This window comes from Pseudomonas sp. B28(2017) (genome assembly GCF_002113025.1).
Taxonomy (GTDB): Bacteria; Pseudomonadota; Gammaproteobacteria; order Pseudomonadales; family Pseudomonadaceae; genus Aquipseudomonas.
Genome location: NZ_NEJH01000004.1, coordinates 167931 through 187186, shown reverse-complemented (window position 1 = coordinate 187186; position 19256 = coordinate 167931). Strand labels below are relative to the sequence as shown.

The following is a 19256-nucleotide window of genomic DNA, read 5'->3' as shown; positions in this document are numbered from 1 at the left end:
CACTGTTTTTTCAGGCGGCCGTCTCGTTTTTTTAACATCTCCGGTGATTCTGACGTGATCGGTTGCCCGCCTGTGGTTCGAGGTGCCTAATCATCGATGGCAATCTCGTGAGTTCACAAGGCATAGCAATGTGCCATCTTTTGTCCCGGCGCCCCGCATTTTCGCACCAATACGACCGTGCATCTCGCTAAAGTTCCCGCTACTTGATTTTTTTTGAATGGGTGCCATGAGGCTGCAGGGATTTGTTGTTTGAAGTGCGAGTTATTGCTCTTGTTTTGCTCGGCACCATCCAATATTAACCGTTATATAACGCTCATGTTGGTGGTGTCGGTCATGGACGTTTCATAACATGGAGTTTTATTATTCGGCATAATGCGCTTTACTTTCGAGTTGGCGTTGAATTAGAGCGAAGCCGACGCATTGGTCTTTGTCGATGAGAGGGAATTGATGGATCTTTGGACAACCATAACAGTGTTGATTTTAGGGGTGGTCGAAGGTCTGACGGAGTTTTTGCCTATATCAAGTACAGGGCACCAGATTGTTGCCGCGGACTTGCTCGGCTTCGGTGGCGAGCGAGCCATGGCCTTTAACATCATCATTCAGTTGGGCGCGATCCTGGCGGTTGTCTGGGAATTCCGCCGCAAGATTCTCGAGATCGTTACCGGCTTGCCGACCCAGCGCAATGCACAACGTTTCACCTTGAATCTATTGATCGGTTTTCTTCCGGCAGTGGTCCTGGGGGTGTTGTTTGCCGATAAGATCCATGAGTATCTGTTTAATCCGATCACTGTAGCGGTGGCATTAGTGGTAGGTGGCATCATCATGTTGTGGGCCGAGCAGCGGGAACATGTGGTGTATGTCGACCATGTTGACGATATGCGCTGGACTGACGCCCTCAAGGTCGGTTTCGCGCAATGCCTGGCGATGATTCCGGGCACCTCGCGCTCTGGATCGACCATTATCGGTGGGTTGCTGTTTGGTCTGTCGCGTAAGGCTGCCACGGAGTTTTCGTTCTTTCTGGCGATGCCGACCATGGTCGGTGCCGCAGTGTATTCAGGCTATAAGTACCGGGATCTGTTCCAGGCCAGCGACCTGCCAGTATTTGCGCTGGGGTTCGTCACGGCGTTCATTTTCGCCATGATCGCCGTACGTGGTTTGCTCAAGTTCATTGCCAGCCACAGTTACGCCGTATTCGCCTGGTACCGGATCGGATTCGGTTTGCTGATTCTGGCAACGTGGGTATTCGGTTGGGTTGACTGGAGCGGGGCTGCAGCGCTCTGAGATTTGCACCAGGCATGCAGGGCATGCAGCCTGGTCGCAGGGCGCGGCTAACCGTTAACGCCCCTCAAGCAGCTCCGCCGCTTGATCCAGCAAAGCCAAGGGCTCTTTGGCCTTGTGAATATCCACCGACAATAACTGCCGGAACTTGCGCGCCCCCGGGAACCCGGTGCCCAGGCCCAGTACATGTCGGGTAATGTGGTGCATCGAACCACCGGCATCGATATGCGCCGCAATATAAGGCCGCAACTGCGCCAGCGCCTCGGCGCGGCTGATTACCGGTGCCGTGCTGCCAAACAGCTGTTGATCCACCTCAGCCATCACATAAGGGTTGTGATACGCCTCGCGGCCAAGCATCACGCCGTCGAAGGTCTGCAAATGCTCGTGGCAGGCTTCCAGGGACTTGATGCCGCCGTTGAGAATGATCTCCAGCTCCGGAAAGTCTGCCTTCAACTGCGCCGCCACGTCATAACGCAGAGGTGGAATGTCGCGGTTTTCCTTGGGCGACAACCCTTCCAGGATCGCAATCCGCGCATGCACGGTAAAGCTGGTGCACCCGGCATCCCGCACCGTGCCGACGAAATCACATAGCTCTTCGTAACTGTCCCGCCCGTTGATCCCGATCCGGTGCTTGACCGTCACGGGAATCGACACCGCATCACGCATCGCCTTCACACAATCGGCCACCAACTGCGGATGCCCCATCAGGCACGCGCCGATCATATTGTTCTGCACCCGATCGCTCGGGCAGCCGACATTCAGGTTCACCTCGTCGTAACCATGCTCCTGCGCCATGCGCGCACACGCGGCCAGGTCCAGCGGCACGCTACCGCCCAGCTGCAACGCCAGTGGATGCTCGGCCTCGTCGTGCCGCAGGAAACGCTCGTGATCGCCGTTGAGCAGGGCCCCGGTGGTGACCATTTCGGTGTAGAGCAGGGCGTTTTTCGACAACAGGCGCAGGAAGAAGCGGCAGTGGCGGTCGGTCCAATCCATCATCGGCGCAACGGAGAAACGGCGGGAAAGCGGGGCGGGTGTGGCGGTGGTTACGGACATGGGGGATCTGGAATCGGTGAGGCTGGGAGGAGGGAAGTTTATCAGGAATGGGGCTTGTGGGGTTTGGGGGAGTCGGGATACGCCAAAGTACAGGTGCAACCTGAACCAACGCTGTCACCCCCCAAAGTTTCATGTTGCCCGGCACAGACGAGGCATAGGATGACCGTCAAAGGTCACATCCCCCCGCGCCTCAACCCAAAGGAACAAAAAAATGATCGCAAACCTCGTCAAAGTCTGGCTGATCGCCGGTGCCTTGTTGTTGAGCGCCTGTTCGGGTGTGAGCTCCCATAGCGATTATGCAATCGACTCCGTGCAGCCAGCCGGCTTTGGTCCGGGGCCCACCAGCAGCAACCCCGGCAAGATGAATTTTCATGGCAGTGCGCTCGGCAATAGCTTCGGCGAATACGGCTCGGGTTTGCTGCACGACGACTGATACGCGAACCGCAATGAAGAAGGGCGCTCCTCTGGGAGCGCCCTTTTTTGTTCGGGAAAGAACGATCCGTTATTTCGCGCCGGGCACCGCCAACCACTGCCGCAGAATCTTCTGGTAATTGCCTGTCGCCTTGGCCAGGTGCAGCCACTGGTCGACGTACTGTTTCCAGGTGATGTCGTCCCGGGGCAGCAGGTAGGCTTTTTCGCCGTATTGCATGTAGTGCGTCGGGTTGACTGCGCATAGGCCCGGTTTGAGCTTCTGCTGATACAGCGCCTCCGATGCATCGGTGATCATCACGTCGGCTTTTTTATCCAGCAGTTCCTGAAAAATGCTGATGTTGTCGCGCAACTGCAGCTGCGCCTGGGGCAGGAAGGCGTGGACGAACGCTTCGTTGGTGCCGCCGGCAGGTTCGACCAGGCGAACCGAGGGCTGGTTGATCTGGTCGACGGTCTGGTACAGCGCCTGGTCTTCGCAGCGCACCAGCGGGATTTTGCCATCGACGTCCAGGGTGGTGCTGAAGAAGGCTTTTTTCTGCCGTTCCAGGGTGACCGAGATGCCGCCCATGGCGATGTCGCACTTGCCGGCGAGCATGTCGGGCATCAGGGTTTTCCAGGTGGTGGGCACCCATTCGACCTTGACGCCAAGGCTTTCAGCCAGGGTGCGGGCCATGGCGATGTCGATACCGGAATACTCGCCGTCCTCGGCTTTGAAGGTGTAGGGCTTGTAGTCGCCGGTGGTGCAAACGCGCAGTTGCCCCTGTTGCATGACGCTGTCCAGATGCGAAGGTTCTGCCTGGGCGCCAAGGGAGAGTGCGAGCAAGCCGCCGAGCATCATTGCTCTTTTGATTTTCGTCATTGTTATCGGACTTTTGTGCTGGAGTGGTTTTGAAGGGGGGAGTGTAGTGAAACTTTCACCGGTGTGAAAAATCTACTCCCCCCTGAAGATGGCTCATTCCACCTCCGGGCTCAACGTCCCCAGCCACGCCACTAACCCCACAATCAATAGCGCCGCGGCCATTTCCACCACCACACTGCGCCGAAGTGCGTGGGCTGCCACGCGATATTGGCCCTCTCGCAACGACCGCTCCAGCAAGGGCCCAAGATGAAAGCGGTTCAATGCCGCCAGCACCAGCATCCCGGCAAACAGCAGCACTTTGATCGCCAGCAAAATTCCGTAGTGGCTGAGTAAAACCTCATCGAGCTTCGGTCCGACGATGAACAGGTAGTTCACCACGCCCGTCACGGTGATGATCACAACGATCAGCGCACCGACAAGCTCAAATCGCCTGACTGCGCGAACCAGCAACCGTATGTGTGCTTCGGTTTGCAGGGCCCGGGGTTGCGCCATCAACGCAAACGCCAGCAACGCGCCGAGCCAGGCACCCGCCACCAACAGGTGCAGGATGTCCGCTGTAAAGTGCCAGAAACGGCGACTGCCTTCGTCCATGGCACCATGCCCGCTCCAGGCCAGGCTGGTGAGGGCGATGCCGCCGGCTGTAGCAGCGATCACCAGGCTGATGCCGGGGGCGCGCGGGTTGAGCATCAACGCCATTCCCGCGACCGCTAATGCAATCATCCGCACGCCCCAGGCCAACCCGACGTCTGTCTCCAGCAGCATCATTTCCAGGTGAGGGCGCAACTCGGTAACGTCTGATTCGCCGCTCATGGCGCGGACCATCAGCACCATGCCGGCGACGGACAGCAGCGCGCCGAGCACGGCCGTTGCCGTCAACAATCGGCGAAAGGGCAGCACCGTCCCGGATAGCCGTTCCTGTCCTTTGAAGCTGTAGAGCCCGAACAGTGCCACACCAAACAACAGCATCAAATCCATGTACAACACAAACCGCAGCACGACGTTGGCCGAGTCGCTCATCGATCATTTCACTTTGAAGGTGACATTGCCGGTGATCGGGTGGGTGTCCGACGACACCGCGCGCCATTCGACCTTGTAAGTGCCGGCAGTCAAGGGCGCTGTCGGCAAAATGAACATGGTCTTCGGATCACTGCCACCGCTGACTTTGGCCTTGACCGGCATCGGGGCGTGGGCCATGCCGGACATTTCGGTCATCAGCAGTTTGGCGCCGGAAAACTGGGTGACGAGGTTTTCGGAGAAGTGCAGTTCGATCTTGTCGGGTGCTGCGCCTTCTACGCCTTCCGCCGGGGTGGAAGAGAGTAGTTTGGGATGGGCTTGAGCGAGAGTGCTCATGAGCAGGCCGGTGAACAGCGCGATGACGACGGCGGTGGGTTTGATGAGGCGCATGCAAGGTCCTTTACCGCTTGAAGCGGTTGTTGTTGGTTTGAGGTGAATCTGTTCAGAACCACAGCCGAATACCGAGCACCAGGCGTGCTTCGCTGCGGTCCTCGCCTTCGTCGTTGGCAAATTCGGCGGTGTTGCCGTAGGTGCGGTTCCAGGTCACGCCGAGGTAGGGCGCGATTTCCCGGCGGATTTCGTAGCGCAGGCGCAGACCGGCTTCGGTGTTGGACAGCCCCGCACCGATGCCCCGTTGCGGATCGTTTTTGCCGTAGGCGTTGAGTTCGACGGTCGGCTGCAGGATCAGCCGATTGGTCAGCAGGATGTCGTAGTCGCCTTCCAGCCGCACGGCGCTCTGGCCGCCTTCGCCGATGAAGGCTGTGGCTTGGGCCTCGAAGTTGTACAGCGCCATGCCTTGCACGCCGAGCGCGGCCCAGGTTTGCGGGGCGCCGGGTTTGAAGTCCTGGCGCACGCCGCTGACGACGTCCCACCACGGGGAAATGGCGTGGCCCCACAGGGCCTGGATTTCCGCGTCCTCGGTCACGCCGTTGGTGCGCTCGCCTTCGGAGCGCAGCCACAGACGATCGATGTCGCCACCGACCCAACCCGAGAAATCCCAGGCCAGGGTGCTGCCGTTATCGGCGTCCTGCCATTCCAGTTTGTCGGCGAGGAAAAACGAATTGAGTGTGTTGTCGTGCACATGGTGACCGGCGGGATCGACATACACCGCAGCGCGATCGGCATCGGTCAGCACCGGGATCGGCGTGCGGCTTTCGCTGGGGGCGGCGGGCTGCATCTGGCCCTCGTCCATGCTCTGCATCTGACCGTGGTCCATCTGGCTATGATCCATGTCTTGCATCTGGCCGTGGTTCATCTGGCTGTGATCCATGCCTTGCATGTCATCGCTGGCGGCCATCGCCGTCGAGGTCACGAGTGCGAAAAAAACCGGGGTGAATCGAATCATTGGGTGCGCCTCATTCTTCCACGCGAACTTCACGGAACATGCCCATTTCCATGTGGTACAGGAGGTGGCAGTGATAGGCCCAGCGGCCGAGCGCATCGGCGGTGACCCGATAGCTGCGCCGGGAGCCCGGTGGCATGTCGATGGTGTGTTTGCGCACCATGAACTGGCCGTTCTCGTCTTCGAGGTCGCTCCACAGGCCGTGCAGGTGGATGGGGTGCATCATCATCGTGTCGTTGACCAGCACGATCCGCAGCCGCTCGCCGTACTTGAGGCGCAGGGGCTCTGCATCGGAAAACTTCACGCCGTTGAACGACCAGGCGAACTTTTCCATGTGCCCGGTCAGGTGCAGTTCCAGGGTGCGGCCGGGCTCGCGGCCGTCGGGGTCTTCGAAGGTGCTGCGCAGGTCGGAATAGGTGAGCACGCGACGACCGTTGTTGCGCAGGCCCATGCCGGGGTCGTCGAGTTTCGGCGAGGTGGACATGGCTTGCATGTCCACCAGCGGGTTGTCGGTTTCCGAGGCCGGGTGGGCCTGCATGCCGGGCATGTCGCCCATGGCCATGTTGCTGTGATCCATGCCCGCCATGCTGCCGTGGTCCATGCCGCCCATGCCCATGTCATCCATGCTCACCAGTGGGCGCGGGTCCAGTGGCGGCAGCGGCGCAACCAGCCCTGTCTTCACCGCCAGGGTGCCACGTGCGTATCCGGTGCGATCCATCGCCTGGGCGAACAGGGCGTAGGCCGCTTCGGTCGGCTCGACGATGACGTCGAAGGTTTCCGCCACGGCAATGCGAAACTCGTCGACGCTCACCGGTTTGACGTGCAGGCCATCGGCGGCGACCACGGTCATTTTCAGGCCGGGGATGCGTACGTCGAAGTAGGTCATGGCCGAGCCGTTGATGAAGCGCAGCCGCAGCTTTTCCCCCGGGCGGAACACCCCGGTCCAGTTTGAATCCGGTGCCTGGCCGTTCAACAGGTAGGTGTAAGTGGCGCCGCCGACGTCCGCCAGGTCGGTGGGGTTCATCTTCATATCGGCCCACATTTTGCGATCGGCGACGGTCGGCCCCCAGCCTTTTTCGCTGACGTCGTGGATGAAGTCGCCCACGGTGCGTTTGTTGAAGTTGTAGTAATCGGACTGTTTTTTCAGGGTCTTCATCAGGCCGACCGGGTCTTCGTCGGTCCAGTCGCTGAGCATCACCACGTAGTCGCGGTCGTACTGGAACGGCTCCGGGTCCTTGGCGTCGATCACCAGCGGGCCGTAGACGCCGGATTGCTCCTGAAACCCCGAATGGCTGTGATACCAGTAGGTACCGTTCTGCCGTACGGTGAACTGGTAGACGTACAGGCCGCCCGGCTCGATACCCTTGAAGCTCAGCCCCGGCACGCCGTCCATGTTGGCCGGTAGCAGGATGCCGTGCCAGTGAATGGACGTGCTGTCCTTGAGCCTGTTGCGCACCCGCAGCGTCACCGTATCGCCTTCACGCCAGCGCAGTAGCGGGCCGGGAATGCCGCCGTTGATGGTCATTGCGGTGCGTGGGTGCCCGGTGAAGTTGACCGGGGATTCGCCGATGAACAGGTCGAAATCGTTACCGGCCAACACCTGCGGTTCGCCTGGACTGCTGAGCGCCCAGACCGGCGTGCGCCATAACCCGAGGCCGCCGAAGAGCCCGCCGATGGCCAGCCCTTTGACGAAGGTGCGTCTTGAAGTGTGGGAGTGCATGCCGTGTGTTCCGCCCGTCAGCCTGTTGAACTTGTCGACGAGGCTAGCGGGCGGTGCCTTTCAGCAGGCTGAGGCGGGGATTACAGTTTTGACAGGTTGGGGGGCTTACTGGCGTGAAGTGGGCTTTTCCCTTGAGGCCACAGTGTCGCTGCCGCAATTGATGTAGGAAGACGATTTCAACCAGCGCTGGTCCGGGTAGTAGGAAAACAACAATTGCCCGTCCTTCATCGAATCGATCAGCCGATGGGCAATCGCCGGTCGCACGGCCGGGCAACCCAGGCTGCGGCCGATCCGGCCGTTGGCGCGGGCCAGCACCGGGCTGACATAGGGCGCGCCGTGAATGACGATGGCCCGGTCATAGGCATTGTCGTTGAAGCCGGGCTCCAGGCCTTCCATGCGCAGCGAGTAACCGTTCTGGCCGAGGTAGCTTTCTTGTGTGCGGAACAGGCCGAGGCTGGTGGCGTGGCTTTCGTTGCGGTTGGAGAACAGCGTCGCCATGTTTTCGCCGCTGTTGCGGCCATGGGCGACCAGTTCGTGAAACAGCAACTTGCGTCGTTTAAGGTCGAAGACCCACAGGCGTTGTTCGGTCGAGGGCAGGGAGTAATCGATCACTGCCAGCCTTTGGGCAGGGGCAATACCCTGGGCGCGGCTGCATTGAGTGGCGCGAACGGCAAGGGCAATCACTTTGGCGTCGGCGCCTGGAGCTGCTTTGACCAGCGCGTTTTCAAGCGAATCGGCGTAGGCTGACGTTACTGAAAGGCACGTCAGTAAAATGGCAAATAGAAGGCCAAAGCGGTTTAGCGCCATAGTCAGGTCTCATCATGATAATTGCGAGTCTAGCAGCGAGCGGAAAACTAGCCGTTTGAAACGGGGGATTAAGGATTATCCATGGTGCAATTAACAAGGTCATTCGTCATAAGCCGCATATTTTTTATGGGCTTTCTGATCAGCGGTGCGGCGATTGGGCAAACTTCGCCGATTGAGCCGGTATCTGCGGTGAGCAGCACAATCGATGCCGCGGCACCCGACGACGCGGTCGGCCAGGCGATTCAGGCGACGCTGGAACCGCTGCGTTCGGCCTTTCCGCCGTTGCTCACGTCCAGACGCCATCAGCGCGTGGATGTCAGCCGGGTGGTGCTGGATTTCTATATGCATCGCAACTATCGCGCGGCGTGGACGGATGACCGTGATGTGGCCCAGCTACTCAAGAGCCTCGAAGACACCCGGATCGACGGCCTGAATCCGGCGGATTTTCACATCTCCGAACTGGCCCAGGCCCATGAATCGCTGGTAGCGGCCATGCCTTCCACGGCGCAACGGGCGACGTTCGACATGGCGGCCACCCGCACGTTCATCACCGCACTGCTGCAACTGCGACGGGGCAAGGTCGATCCGTCACGGCTGGACATTCACTGGAACTTCGATCCTGCCGGTGGCAATGCCCGAGAGAGCATGAACAACCTGTTCGCCGCCCTCGATGCCCATGATGTGGCTCGCGCCTTTGCCGAGGCGCCTCCTCAGGAAGAGATTTACCGCAATTTGCGTGAGGGCCTGGCCCGGTTGCGCCAGGTCCGTGATGCGGGCGGCTGGCCGAAAGTCACCGAAGGGCAATCGCTCAAGCCCGGCATGGACGGGGTGGCGGTCGCCCAATTGCGTGCGCGTCTGGTGGCGGGCGGTTACCTGAACCCGAACCTGTCGAAAAAAGTCGGTTACGACGACAAGGTCATTGCCGCGGTGAAGAAGTACCAGACCGAGCAATACCTGGGGGCCGATGGCGTGGCGGGGGCGGCGACGCTGGCGGCGCTGAACGTGCCGGTCGAGTCGCGGATCGATCAGGTGCGGGTCAACATGGAACGCGCCCGCTGGCTGTTGTACAAACTTCAGGGTACGTTCGTGATCGTCGATATAGCCGGATACAAGGTGGCGATGTACCGCGACGGTCTGCCGATCTGGCGTTCGCGGGTGCAAGTCGGTAGGCCGGTGCGCAGTACGCCGGTGTTTCAGGCCGAAATCACCTACATCACGTTCAATCCGACCTGGACTGTGCCGCCGACCATCCTCAAGCAGGATGTGATTCCGAAAGTCCAGAACGATCCGGGCTATCTGGCGGCCAACCGGATTCGCGTGTTTGATCGCGAAGGCAATGAGCTCGATCCGTCGAGCGTTGACTGGAGCAACCCGCGAGGCATCCACCTGCGTCAGGATGCCGGGCCTGACAGTTCGCTGGGGCAGGTGGCGATCCGCTTCCCCAACGATTATGCGATTTACCTGCATGACACGCCGCACCGCGAGCTGTTTGCCAAAACGGTCCGGGCCACCAGTTCAGGTTGCATTCGCGTGGAAAACCCGTTGCAACTGGTCGAGTTGTTGTTCAACGACCCGGTGCGCTGGAACAGTGCCGGCATTCAGAAGCAGTTGGCCAATGGCAGGACCGAGAACATCGTGCTACCGGTGAAAGTGCCGGTGCTGTTGGCCTATTGGACCGTGGACCTGAGCATTGACGGGCGGGTGACGTTCAAGCCCGACATTTATGATTACGATGCCAGGGTGTTGCAGGGCTTGAGTCAGCCTGTGAGGTTGCCGGCTCTGGACTTGCGTCGTGCAGAGATACCGCTGGTGGTGACAGGGCAGGACAAGCTGTGACGAAAGTCTGAAGCGGACGCCCATGGGCCAATACCTGTAGGAGCAAGCTCGCTCCTACAGGTATTACCAAGCCGTTCGGCAATCACCCTAAAGCGCCAGCCCTTGTTGCACAGCTAAAAGCAGATCGGTTTCCGTCAGCGCCACCGCGTCCAGCTGCCCTGAGGTCTGTTCGATCGTTTGTAGCCACCAGTGTGTTTCACCGTGTTCGTCCACGGTGCGCAACAGGGCGAACTCGTTGGTTTGAGAGTGAATTTCGACCCGTCCCTCGCCATCGGCAGTGAAGCGTGCAACCGGGTCAAAGGTGAGGCTGTGGGCGTTACCGGAGATTACCAACTGATCGATGGCATAGCGGTAAGTGCCCCGGGCCGGGCAAATCTCGATCACATGGGTGGGGTTGCGCCGCAGGACCAGGCCAACTTCAGTCAAGGGCAGCAGCCAAGCCTCTATCCGTTGATACAGTTCGTAGACTTGGCCTGGCCAGGCATCGATCGCCTGATCCGCGCCGGCAAGCCGTGTTTGTTTCAATTTTGCCGCGAGCTCGTCTGCCTTGCTCATGTCGATTCCCTGTATTGATGTCATTCTAATCGTAGCTCGTTGGCGCGCAGGCCGCGCTGCTCTGGATCATGTTTGCAGCACCACCGGGCAAGTGTGACCACTGGGCACGTGATTGCCCATTTCTCATGGATAACCCCGTAAACTACGGCCCACAAAGACTGAGGGCTTTGGGTCGTTGCCCATGCCTTGCCCCCGACAGGATGAACTTTTGCCCACACGCGTTAACGACCCGGACCACGCCCCAGGCGTTGCATTGAAACGTCTGCCGCTGCGCAAGGCCGCGGTGTTGTTCATTGCCACGGTGTGCCTGTGCCTGTGCGGTTTGCTCTACCTGCAACTGGAACAGTCCCGTCGCCATGATCTGAGCCTGGCGCAAGTGGCGTCTTCGCACCTGACGCGGGCCATGGCGCAGCAGGCCGAAGACACCTTCATGAAGGCCGACCTGGTGCTGACCAGCCTGGTGGACTGGATTCAGGTCGACGGTTTCGGCCCGGACCAACGGCCGCGCTTGCAGCAGACTTTCGCCCGGCGGGTGCTGGCGCTGGATCAATTGCACGGCATCCTGCTGTTTGACCAGAAGGGCCAGTGGGTGGTGACCTCGTTTGAAAACCTGCCCCGGGGTGCCGGGGTCGCGGATCGCGAGTACTTCAAGTATCACCAGCAGAACGTATCGTCGGTGGCGCATATCGGCCCGGCCATTCGCAGTCGGGAAAACGGCGAATGGATCATTCCGATCTCCAAACGGGTCAACGACAGGAACGGCCATTTCCAGGGCGTATTGCTGGCCGGCATCAAGATGTCGTACTTCGATCAGTTCTTCAAAAGCTTCAGCCTCGACGACAACGGCTTGATGTTTCTCGGCTTGACCGATGGCACGTTATTGGCGCGTCGACCTTTTGTAGAGGCGCAGATCGGCACGTCGCTGGCCCAGAGCGAGATTTTCCAGAAGTCCCTGCCACTGGCCACCTCCGGCAATGCGGTGTTCACGTCCATCATCGATGGCGTGACACGCCTGTACGGTTACCGCCAGCTGGAGGCGTATCCGCTGGTGGTCACCGCTGCGTCGTCCACGGAATCCATTCTCGCGGGATGGTATGACACGGCGTTTCGCTCCAGTCTCATCGTTGCCCTGGTGTTAGTGGGGGTGGGGTTGTTCGGTTGGGTATTCATTCATCAGGTGCGTATGGGCGAGCGGGTCGAGTCGGATTTGCGCAGGGCCCAGGAGGCGCTGGAGCTGATCGCCACCCACGACAGCCTGACCGGGCTGGCCAACCGCCGATTGTTCGAGCGGGCGCTGGACATCGAGTTCGGGCGTGGCGCCCGACAGGCGAGCCCCTTGAGCCTGATCATGCTCGATATCGATTACTTCAAGCGCTACAACGACACCTATGGCCACGTGGTGGGGGATCACTGCCTGGCCGAAGTGGCACGCGCGCTGAAGAGTTGCTGCTACCGCAAGGCCGATCTGGCGGTGCGTTACGGCGGTGAAGAGTTTGCAGTGCTGCTGCCCGACACCGACATCCACGGCGCCATGACGATTGCCGAGCAGATCCGCCGCAGTGTCATCGACAAGAGCATCAGTCACACCGGCTCGCCCAACGGTTACGTCACGGTCAGCCTGGGTTGCTATTCGTTTGTGCCGTCGGGGCATGACAGCATGAACGTGTTTGTCGAGCGGGCGGATGCGGCGTTGTATCAAGCCAAGCATTCGGGGCGAAACCGTGTGGCAACGTTGTCGATGGCCGGCGGTGTCGAGGCGTTGATGCGTTCTGATCGCTGAAGTGCTCTTCCTGCCGGTTGTCCGTCTTTCTGGACTGGCTGAATTGATCGTCTAGAGTTCCGTTAGTTCTGTCGAGTCCGGCAGACTCCCCTTCGTACGGACGATCGCCAACATGTTGATACCTCAAACGTTGACAGCTGTTGCTTTGACCGTCGCAGCCGCTGCCATTTTTCCGCTGGCCAGCCATGCGCAATCGAAAATCACCGCCGAAGAAGCTCACGCGATCGGCGTGGATGCCTACATCTATTTTTACCCGCTGCTGACCATGGACATTACACGCAAGCAATTCACCAACATCGAGCCGGGCAAGGAGTTCGGCAAAGGCCCGATGAACATGTTTGTGAGTGTGCCGCAGTACCCGCCTGCCGAATTCAAAGGGGTGGTGCGCTCTAACTTCGACACACTGTATTCGATTGCCTGGCTGGACTTGACCAAGGAACCGCTGGTGATCGCCGCGCCGGATACCGAAGGGCGTTTCTACCTGTTGCCGATGCTCGATATGTGGACTGATGTGTTCGCTTCGCCGGGCTGGCGCACCACGGGCACCGATGCCGGGCAATTCCTGGTGACGCCACCGGGCTGGACCGGCACGGTGCCTGCCGGGATGAATCACCTGCCGGCGCCAACCCCGTTTGTCTGGGTCATCGGCCGTACCAAGACGGACGGCGCAGCAGATTACGCGGCGGTGCACAAGATCCAGGCCGGCTACACGGTGACGCCGTTGTCCCGGTTAGGTAAGGAACCTGAAGCCGTCACCGTGAAAATCGACCCAGCGGTGGACATGAAAACGCCGCCGAAGATTCAGGTCGACTCCATGTCGGCTGCCAATTACTTCACTTACGCTGCCGACCTGCTGAAGGTGAACCCGCCGCACAGTACCGACCAGCCAATGCTGGCGCAGATCAAGCGTCTTGGAATCGAAGCTGGCAAGCCGTTCGACATGGACGCGCTGGACCCGCAAATCCAGACCGCGTTGCAAACGGTGCCCCAGGATGCGCAGGCGCTGATGAGCTGGAAAGTGCCGACCCTGGCGCGGGAGGTCAATGGCTGGTCGATGAACACTGACACCATGGGCGTCTACGGCAACTACTACCTCAAGCGCGCCATCGTTACGCAGGTGGGGCTCGGTGCCAACCTGCCGGAGGACGCGATTTATCCGTTGAACATCGGCGACAGCAACGGCAAGCCGCTCGACGGAGCAAACAAATACGTGCTGCATTTCAACAAGGGCGAGACGCCGCCGGTGAACGCTTTCTGGTCGATCACCCTGTATGACCCGGAAGGGTTCCAGATAGCCAATTCACTCAATCGTTTTGCGGTCAGTAGCTGGATGCCGTTCAAGGGCAACGCCGATGGCTCGCTGGACCTCTATTTCCAGAACGAAAGCCCCGGCAAGGATCTGGAGGCCAACTGGCTGCCGGCGCCCAAAGGGCCGTTCAACCTGACCATGCGTTTGTATGGCCCGAAAGCCGAGGCGCTGAATGGCAAATGGAGTCCGCCGGCGGTCAAGCCGATGTAAGCCTCGCGCGACAAGCAGCAGGCAATGACTGCCCGCCATTACCTGCTTTTGCCTGTCCAGCTGCCCGTCCCGCCACCGGCGCCACCGGTTCCACCGCCGGGGGCGCCGGTGCCACCGCCCGCGCCACTGCCCGGACCATTGACCCCGGTGGTGCCGATTGACGAGCTGGGGCCCTGGCCGCGGCCGTAGTCGCCCGAAGGGGCGCTGGGCCTGTTGTTGTCTGGCAGCATGGTCGAGTTGCGGGTGGCACCCGATGTCGTACCGGTTGTGCCAGTGCCATTGCCGGACGCCGCAAACGTAGCCAAGGGCATTGCCGACAACAATCCCGCCAAGAGCAGCGAAGTCATTCTGATATTCATCATGGTCGTCTCCTGGGGTGAGTCGTTACCTGATGTTGGTGTGAAGGGGCGCGCAGTTGGATTCGCACAAGCCGCGTTGAGTTTTTCATGCAGGGTGATTGGCTAAATCAATTGTCGGCGGCAATGCCTGATCCCGTATACATAGCGGCCACTGGCGGAGCAATCCGTCGCTTGCGTGCAAAAGGAGTGAACGATGAGCGAGCCACGCCTGACTGACCGTGCTTTGTATCTGCAACGCCTGGGCTTCGATGCGCCCCCGGCGCCGACCCTGGAAACCTTGCGTCAACTGCAACTGCGCCATACCGGCGCTTTTCCGTTTGAAAACCTCACCACATTATCCGGCGAACCGGTGCTGATCGACTTGCCGTCCATCGAGCGGAAGGTCTTGCACGATAGTCGTGGCGGCTACTGCTACGAACTCAACAACCTGTTCCTGGCCTTGCTTCAATCGTTGGGTTTCGACGCCCGCGCCATCAGTGGCCGGGTGGTGATGGGCCAGCCGGAGGGGGCCTGGACTGCCCGTACCCATCGCCTGAGTCTGGTCATCATCGACGACGTACGCTACATCACCGACGTCGGTTTCGGTGGCATGGTGCCGACCACGCCACTGCTGCTCGATTCTCGCGCCGAACAACTCACCCCTCACGAGCCGTATCGCATCGACCTGCACGTCGACGGCTTTACCCTGCGCGCCAACGTTGCGGGTGAATGGCGCGCGATGTACATCTTCGACCTGCAACGCCAGGAAGATATCGATTTTGCCGTGGGCAACTGGTACGTCTCGACCCACCCTGAGTCGACTTTCGCCAAACAATTGATGGTGGCTCGCACCGGGGAGGGGTGGCGTCGTACGCTCAATAACGGCAGCTTCGCGATTCACCGGATTGGCCGCAACAGTGAGCGACGAGAGGTGACGGATGTGCAGGAATTGATTGGCTTGCTGGGCAGCGAGTTCGGCATTCGCGTACCGGAACAGGCGCTGTTGGTGCGGACTCTGGAACGCTTGATCGCAGCGCCACAATAGCGGGCTGATCTAAAACATCACATCGCAAGGGCTGATCCGATCGATCAGCCCTTGGCGTTTCAGGGCCGGACTCCTGGCTTCATCACCCGTTGAATTTCGCGCAAGGCCTTTGCCAGCTTTTGTTCCAGGCCCTTGAGTTCGGCAGGGGTGATTGTTGGTTTTAGCTGTGCAGTCTTGCCTTCGTTGAGCAGGGCCCAGGGCTGCGCATGTGGCTGCCAGGGGAAATGGACGGGTAACCATTTTGTGACTGATAAGTTGTATACAACTCTATAGACATTTGTCCTGGCTATTGCATACAGTGTGCGCATAACAAAAACCAGGGAACCCCCTACCATGAAAATGCCCCATGTTTCACACCAACGGCCCGAGGACGAAAATCTTGGGATCGGCGCGAATATGGCTTATGGCCTGCAACATGTTCTGACCATGTATGGCGGTATCGTCGCGGTGCCATTGATCATCGGCCAGGCGGCCGGGCTCTCGCCGGCGGACATCGGTTTGTTGATTGCTGCTTCATTGTTTGCGGGGGGGCTGGCAACACTGCTGCAAACCCTGGGTTTACCGTTTTTTGGTTGTCAGTTGCCGCTGGTGCAGGGCGTATCCTTCTCTGGCGTCGCGACCATGGTGGCGATTGTCAGCAGTGGCGGGGAGGGCGGGTTTCAGTCGGTACTGGGCGCGGTCATAGCGGCGTCCCTGATCGGGTTGCTGATAACCCCGGTGTTCTCGCGCATCACCAAGTTCTTCCCGCCGCTGGTGACCGGCATCGTGATTACCACTATCGGCCTGACGCTGATGCCGGTAGCCGCGCGCTGGGCCATGGGCGGTAACAGTCACGCGCCGGACTTCGGCAGCATGGCGAATATCGGCCTTGCGGCAGTGACATTGGTGCTGGTGCTGCTGCTGAGCAAAATCGGCAGTGCGACCATCTCCCGTCTGTCGATTCTGCTGGCCATGGTCGTCGGTACAGTGATCGCGGTGTTCCTTGGCATGGCGGATTTCTCATCCGTGACCCAGGGCCCGATGTTCGGCTTCCCGACGCCGTTCCATTTCGGTATGCCGACCTTCCACTTTGCTGCGATCCTGTCGATGTGCATCGTGGTGATGGTGACACTGGTGGAGACCTCGGCGGATATCCTTGCCGTCGGTGAGATCATCGGCACCAAGGTTGACTCCAAGCGCCTGGGCAACGGTTTGCGCGCCGACATGCTGTCGAGCATGTTCGCGCCGATCTTCGGTTCCTTTACCCAAAGCGCCTTTGCTCAGAACGTCGGGCTGGTGGCGGTCACCGGCATCAAGAGCCGCTATGTGGTGGCAACCGGCGGTCTGTTCCTGGTGATCCTCGGTCTGCTGCCATTCATGGGCCGGGTCATCGCCGCCGTACCGACCTCGGTGCTCGGTGGCGCCGGCATCGTGCTGTTTGGCACCGTTGCGGCCAGCGGTATTCGGACCTTGTCCAAGGTCGACTACCGCAACAACGTCAATCTGATCATTGTCGCCACCTCCATCGGCTTCGGCATGATCCCGATCGCGGCGCCAAACTTCTACGACCACTTCCCAGGCTGGTTCGCGACCATTTTCCATTCGGGCATCAGCTCTTCGGCGATCATGGCCATCGTGCTGAACCTGACCTTCAACCATCTCACCGCCGGTAACTCCGACCAGCAATCGGTCTTTGCGGCCGGTACCGAGCGGGTGCTGCGTTATCAGGATCTGGCGGCGTTGCGTGAAGGGGACTACTTCAGCGACGGTAAACTGCACGATTGCGACGGCAAGGAGATTCCGGTGCTGGAGTCGGAACATGGCGTGGCAGAACCGCGGGCGGTGCACGTCAAAAGCAGTGAACATGTCTGACGTTCACGGCAACTGAAAAGGGCCGATCTGTTGAATAGACAGATCGGCTTTTTGCTTTTCAAGCGTTGGCTTTTCAATCGACCACAAAAAAGCCCCTGGATCTTTCGATTCAGGGGCTCTTCGATGTTGCTGTCTGGCTCCACGACCTGGACTCGAACCAGGGACCCAGTGATTAACAGTCACTTGCTCTACCAACTGAGCTATCGCGGAATGGCGCGTATCTTACTGATTAAAAAGGGGAAGTCAAGCGTTGGGGCGCAACTTTTACAGATGACGGCTCAGCCGCCAAACGTGAAGGTGCCCATCAACAGCTTGGCATACAGCGCGGTGGCTGCCAGTTGCACCAGCCACAAGGCCAATCCACCGAGAAATACCCCGGCCGCCACCTGCATCACCAGGCTGCCGTTGCGGCGTTTTACCGGGGCGCGGGGAATGTAGTCATCCAGATCATCGCGGTCGGCGCGCAAGTCATCGTTTTTCATGTCGGTTCTCATCGGAATTACAGTGTGTACGCATAACCTGTGTGCAGTTTAGAGGGCTTGGCCGGTCAGTCGGGAATTATCTGAAGCAAATAAAAAACGGGAAGCAGCATGGCTTCCCGTTTTTCATTTCAAGGTGTCATCAGATGACTTGGACGATAGCGTCCGTCACAACCTTGATGTTGCTCTGGTTCAGCGCGGCCACGCAGATGCGGCCGGTGTCCAGGGCGTAGATGCCGAACTCGTTGCGCAGACGGTGAACCTGCTCAACGCTCAGGCCGGAGTAGGAGAACATGCCGCACTGACGACCGACGAAGCTGAAATCGCGCTGCGGCGCTTTTTGTGCCAGCAGGTCGACCATCTGGGTACGCATGCCACGAATGCGCAGGCGCATTTCGGCCAGTTCGGCTTCCCACTGGGCGCGCAGTTCCGGGCTGTTCAGCACCGCTGCGACAACGCTGGCACCGTGGGTCGGCGGGTTGGAGTAGTTGGTGCGGATCACGCGTTTGACTTGCGACAGTACGCGCGCGCTTTCTTCTTTCGATTCGCTGACGATCGACAGGGCGCCAACGCGCTCGCCGTACAGCGAGAACGACTTGGAGAACGAGCTGGAAGCGAAGAAAGTCAGGCCCGATTCCGCGAACAGGCGCACGGCAGCGGCGTCTTCGTCGATGCCATCGCCGAAACCTTGATACGCCATGTCGAGGAACGGCACGTGGCCTTTGGCTTTAACCACTTCCAGGACGTTTTTCCAGTCCGCCGGGCTCAGGTCCACGCCGGTCGGGTTGTGGCAGCAGGCGTGCAGCACAATGATCGAGCCGTTTGGCAGCGCGTTCAGGTCTTCCAGCATGCCGGTACGGTTCACGTCGTGGGTGGCGGCGTCGTAGTAACGGTAGTTCTGCACCGGGAAACCGGCGGTTTCGAACAGCGCGCGGTGGTTTTCCCAGCTCGGGTCGCTGATCGCCACAACGGCGTTCGGCAGCAGTTGCTTGAGGAAATCAGCACCGATTTTCAGGGCGCCAGTACCGCCAACGGCCTGGGTGGTGATCACACGGCCAGCGGCGATCAGCGGCGAATCATTGCCGAACAGCAATTTCTGCACAGCCTGGTCGTAGGCGGCGATGCCGTCGATTGGCAGGTAGCCACGGGAAACGTGTTGAGCGGCACGAATGGTTTCGGCTTCGACAACGGCGCGCAGGAGTGGAATTCGCCCCTCCTCGTTGCAGTAAACACCGACCCCCAGGTTGACTTTGTTGGTGCGGGTATCGGCGTTGAATGCTTCGTTGAGGCCCAGGATTGGATCGCGTGGTGCCATTTCGACAGCGGAGAACAGGCTCATTATTGCGGCGGC

19 protein-coding genes and 1 tRNA gene are annotated in these 19256 nt (G+C 59.8%); 7 read left to right on the top strand and 13 right to left on the bottom strand.

The genetic code is table 11. The features are described from left to right. Positions 1-447 precede the first annotated feature (447 nt). On the top strand, positions 448-1281 hold the full coding sequence (locus tag CAF65_RS13540; protein WP_085716716.1) for an undecaprenyl-diphosphate phosphatase: 834 nt from the start codon (positions 448-450) through the stop codon (positions 1279-1281). A gap of 54 nt (positions 1282-1335) precedes the next feature. Here CAF65_RS13540 and dusA read toward each other — a convergent pair whose 3' ends face one another. Continuing rightward, entirely contained in the window at positions 1336-2331 is a 996-nt protein-coding gene (dusA, locus tag CAF65_RS13535; RefSeq protein WP_085716715.1) for a tRNA dihydrouridine(20/20a) synthase DusA, read from the bottom strand. A gap of 211 nt (positions 2332-2542) precedes the next feature. Between dusA and CAF65_RS13530 the strand changes: the two genes are divergently transcribed. Then, positions 2543-2764: a hypothetical protein gene (locus CAF65_RS13530; RefSeq protein WP_085716714.1), complete on the top strand. Its 222-nt coding sequence runs from the start codon at positions 2543-2545 to the stop codon at positions 2762-2764. A gap of 69 nt (positions 2765-2833) precedes the next feature. Here CAF65_RS13530 and CAF65_RS13525 read toward each other — a convergent pair whose 3' ends face one another. The 6 genes from CAF65_RS13525 to CAF65_RS13500 form a co-directional block, all read right to left on the bottom strand. Then, entirely contained in the window at positions 2834-3619 is a 786-nt protein-coding gene (locus CAF65_RS13525) for a transporter substrate-binding domain-containing protein (RefSeq protein ID WP_085716713.1), read from the bottom strand. A 93-nt stretch (positions 3620-3712) separates the two neighbouring features. Then, positions 3713-4636: a copper homeostasis membrane protein CopD gene (copD, locus tag CAF65_RS13520; protein WP_085716712.1), complete on the bottom strand. Its 924-nt coding sequence runs from the start codon at positions 4634-4636 to the stop codon at positions 3713-3715. A 3-nt stretch (positions 4637-4639) separates the two neighbouring features. Next, positions 4640-5023, bottom strand: coding sequence for a copper homeostasis periplasmic binding protein CopC (copC, locus tag CAF65_RS13515; protein ID WP_085716711.1), 384 nt, complete (start codon positions 5021-5023; stop codon positions 4640-4642). A gap of 52 nt (positions 5024-5075) precedes the next feature. After that, positions 5076-5978 (bottom strand): copper resistance protein B, encoded by a 903-nt coding sequence (locus CAF65_RS13510; protein WP_085716710.1) that lies wholly within the window; start codon positions 5976-5978, stop codon positions 5076-5078. Positions 5979-5988: 10 nt separating this feature from the next. Beyond that, entirely contained in the window at positions 5989-7695 is a 1707-nt protein-coding gene (locus CAF65_RS13505) for a copper resistance system multicopper oxidase (protein WP_085716709.1), read from the bottom strand. Positions 7696-7800: 105 nt separating this feature from the next. Beyond that, a complete protein-coding gene (locus CAF65_RS13500; protein WP_085716708.1) occupies positions 7801-8502 on the bottom strand; it encodes a murein L,D-transpeptidase catalytic domain family protein in 702 nt (233 codons plus the stop codon). Between the two features lie 81 nt (positions 8503-8583). Here CAF65_RS13500 and CAF65_RS13495 point away from each other — a divergent pair, with 81 nt between their 5' ends. Then, positions 8584-10338, top strand: coding sequence for a murein L,D-transpeptidase (locus CAF65_RS13495; protein WP_085716707.1), 1755 nt, complete (start codon positions 8584-8586; stop codon positions 10336-10338). A gap of 87 nt (positions 10339-10425) precedes the next feature. Here CAF65_RS13495 and CAF65_RS13490 read toward each other — a convergent pair whose 3' ends face one another. After that, positions 10426-10893 carry a hypothetical protein gene (locus tag CAF65_RS13490; protein ID WP_085716706.1) on the bottom strand — a complete coding sequence of 156 codons (468 nt, stop codon included), beginning with the start codon at positions 10891-10893 and terminating at the stop codon, positions 10426-10428. A 208-nt stretch (positions 10894-11101) separates the two neighbouring features. Between CAF65_RS13490 and CAF65_RS13485 the strand changes: the two genes are divergently transcribed. Together CAF65_RS13485 and CAF65_RS13480 are read left to right on the top strand one after the other, a co-directional pair. Beyond that, positions 11102-12673 carry a GGDEF domain-containing protein gene (locus CAF65_RS13485; RefSeq protein ID WP_085716705.1) on the top strand — a complete coding sequence of 524 codons (1572 nt, stop codon included), beginning with the start codon at positions 11102-11104 and terminating at the stop codon, positions 12671-12673. Between the two features lie 112 nt (positions 12674-12785). Then, the gene (locus tag CAF65_RS13480) at positions 12786-14192 is read left to right on the top strand and encodes a DUF1254 domain-containing protein (RefSeq protein WP_085716704.1); all 1407 of its coding nucleotides are present in this window, start codon (positions 12786-12788) and stop codon (positions 14190-14192) included. 38 nt (positions 14193-14230) lie between these two features. On the opposite strand, the gene CAF65_RS28465 is transcribed toward CAF65_RS13480, so the two are convergent. Continuing rightward, entirely contained in the window at positions 14231-14554 is a 324-nt protein-coding gene (locus tag CAF65_RS28465; RefSeq protein ID WP_178076690.1) for a hypothetical protein, read from the bottom strand. A 190-nt stretch (positions 14555-14744) separates the two neighbouring features. Between CAF65_RS28465 and CAF65_RS13470 the strand changes: the two genes are divergently transcribed. Continuing rightward, complete coding sequence (locus CAF65_RS13470; RefSeq protein WP_085716702.1) at positions 14745-15575, top strand: arylamine N-acetyltransferase; 831 nt, start codon at positions 14745-14747, stop codon at positions 15573-15575. A 59-nt stretch (positions 15576-15634) separates the two neighbouring features. Here the strand turns inward: CAF65_RS13470 and CAF65_RS13465 are convergent, their stop codons facing one another. After that, on the bottom strand, positions 15635-15883 hold the full coding sequence (locus CAF65_RS13465; RefSeq protein WP_143492103.1) for a hypothetical protein: 249 nt from the start codon (positions 15881-15883) through the stop codon (positions 15635-15637). 25 nt (positions 15884-15908) lie between these two features. On the opposite strand from CAF65_RS13465, the gene CAF65_RS13460 reads away from it, so the two are divergent. After that, entirely contained in the window at positions 15909-17426 is a 1518-nt protein-coding gene (locus tag CAF65_RS13460; protein WP_085716700.1) for a nucleobase:cation symporter-2 family protein, read from the top strand. A 134-nt stretch (positions 17427-17560) separates the two neighbouring features. Here CAF65_RS13460 and CAF65_RS13455 read toward each other — a convergent pair. The 3 genes from CAF65_RS13455 to CAF65_RS13445 all read right to left on the bottom strand — a co-directional run bounded on the left by CAF65_RS13455 (position 17561) and on the right by CAF65_RS13445 (position 19244). Then, positions 17561-17636: transfer RNA gene (locus tag CAF65_RS13455), tRNA-Asn, on the bottom strand. A 68-nt stretch (positions 17637-17704) separates the two neighbouring features. Further along, positions 17705-17908, bottom strand: a complete 204-nt coding sequence (locus CAF65_RS13450) for a hypothetical protein (protein WP_085716699.1) — start codon at positions 17906-17908, stop codon at positions 17705-17707. A 139-nt stretch (positions 17909-18047) separates the two neighbouring features. Then, positions 18048-19244, bottom strand: a complete 1197-nt coding sequence (locus CAF65_RS13445) for an amino acid aminotransferase (protein ID WP_007986930.1) — start codon at positions 19242-19244, stop codon at positions 18048-18050. Positions 19245-19256: the final 12 nt, after the last annotated feature.

Bases quoted from the DNA above. Each gene is read 5' to 3' on its own strand.
- CAF65_RS13540 (WP_085716716.1), top strand. From the start codon at position 448: ATGGATCTTTGGACAACCATAACAGTGTTGATTTTAGGGGTGGTCGAA.
- dusA (WP_085716715.1), bottom strand. From the start codon at position 2,331: ATGTCCGTAACCACCGCCACACCCGCCCCGCTTTCCCGCCGTTTCTCC.
- CAF65_RS13530 (WP_085716714.1), top strand. From the start codon at position 2,543: ATGATCGCAAACCTCGTCAAAGTCTGGCTGATCGCCGGTGCCTTGTTG.
- CAF65_RS13525 (WP_085716713.1), bottom strand. From the start codon at position 3,619: ATGACGAAAATCAAAAGAGCAATGATGCTCGGCGGCTTGCTCGCACTC.
- copD (WP_085716712.1), bottom strand. From the start codon at position 4,636: ATGAGCGACTCGGCCAACGTCGTGCTGCGGTTTGTGTTGTACATGGAT.
- copC (WP_085716711.1), bottom strand. From the start codon at position 5,023: ATGCGCCTCATCAAACCCACCGCCGTCGTCATCGCGCTGTTCACCGGC.
- CAF65_RS13510 (WP_085716710.1), bottom strand. From the start codon at position 5,978: ATGATTCGATTCACCCCGGTTTTTTTCGCACTCGTGACCTCGACGGCG.
- CAF65_RS13505 (WP_085716709.1), bottom strand. From the start codon at position 7,695: ATGCACTCCCACACTTCAAGACGCACCTTCGTCAAAGGGCTGGCCATC.
- CAF65_RS13500 (WP_085716708.1), bottom strand. From the start codon at position 8,502: ATGGCGCTAAACCGCTTTGGCCTTCTATTTGCCATTTTACTGACGTGC.
- CAF65_RS13495 (WP_085716707.1), top strand. From the start codon at position 8,584: ATGGTGCAATTAACAAGGTCATTCGTCATAAGCCGCATATTTTTTATG.
- CAF65_RS13490 (WP_085716706.1), bottom strand. From the start codon at position 10,893: ATGAGCAAGGCAGACGAGCTCGCGGCAAAATTGAAACAAACACGGCTT.
- CAF65_RS13480 (WP_085716704.1), top strand. From the start codon at position 12,786: ATGTTGATACCTCAAACGTTGACAGCTGTTGCTTTGACCGTCGCAGCC.
- CAF65_RS28465 (WP_178076690.1), bottom strand. From the start codon at position 14,554: ATGATGAATATCAGAATGACTTCGCTGCTCTTGGCGGGATTGTTGTCG.
- CAF65_RS13470 (WP_085716702.1), top strand. From the start codon at position 14,745: ATGAGCGAGCCACGCCTGACTGACCGTGCTTTGTATCTGCAACGCCTG.
- CAF65_RS13465 (WP_143492103.1), bottom strand. From the start codon at position 15,883: ATGCGCACACTGTATGCAATAGCCAGGACAAATGTCTATAGAGTTGTA.
- CAF65_RS13460 (WP_085716700.1), top strand. From the start codon at position 15,909: ATGAAAATGCCCCATGTTTCACACCAACGGCCCGAGGACGAAAATCTT.
- CAF65_RS13450 (WP_085716699.1), bottom strand. From the start codon at position 17,908: ATGAAAAACGATGACTTGCGCGCCGACCGCGATGATCTGGATGACTAC.
- CAF65_RS13445 (WP_007986930.1), bottom strand. From the start codon at position 19,244: ATGAGCCTGTTCTCCGCTGTCGAAATGGCACCACGCGATCCAATCCTG.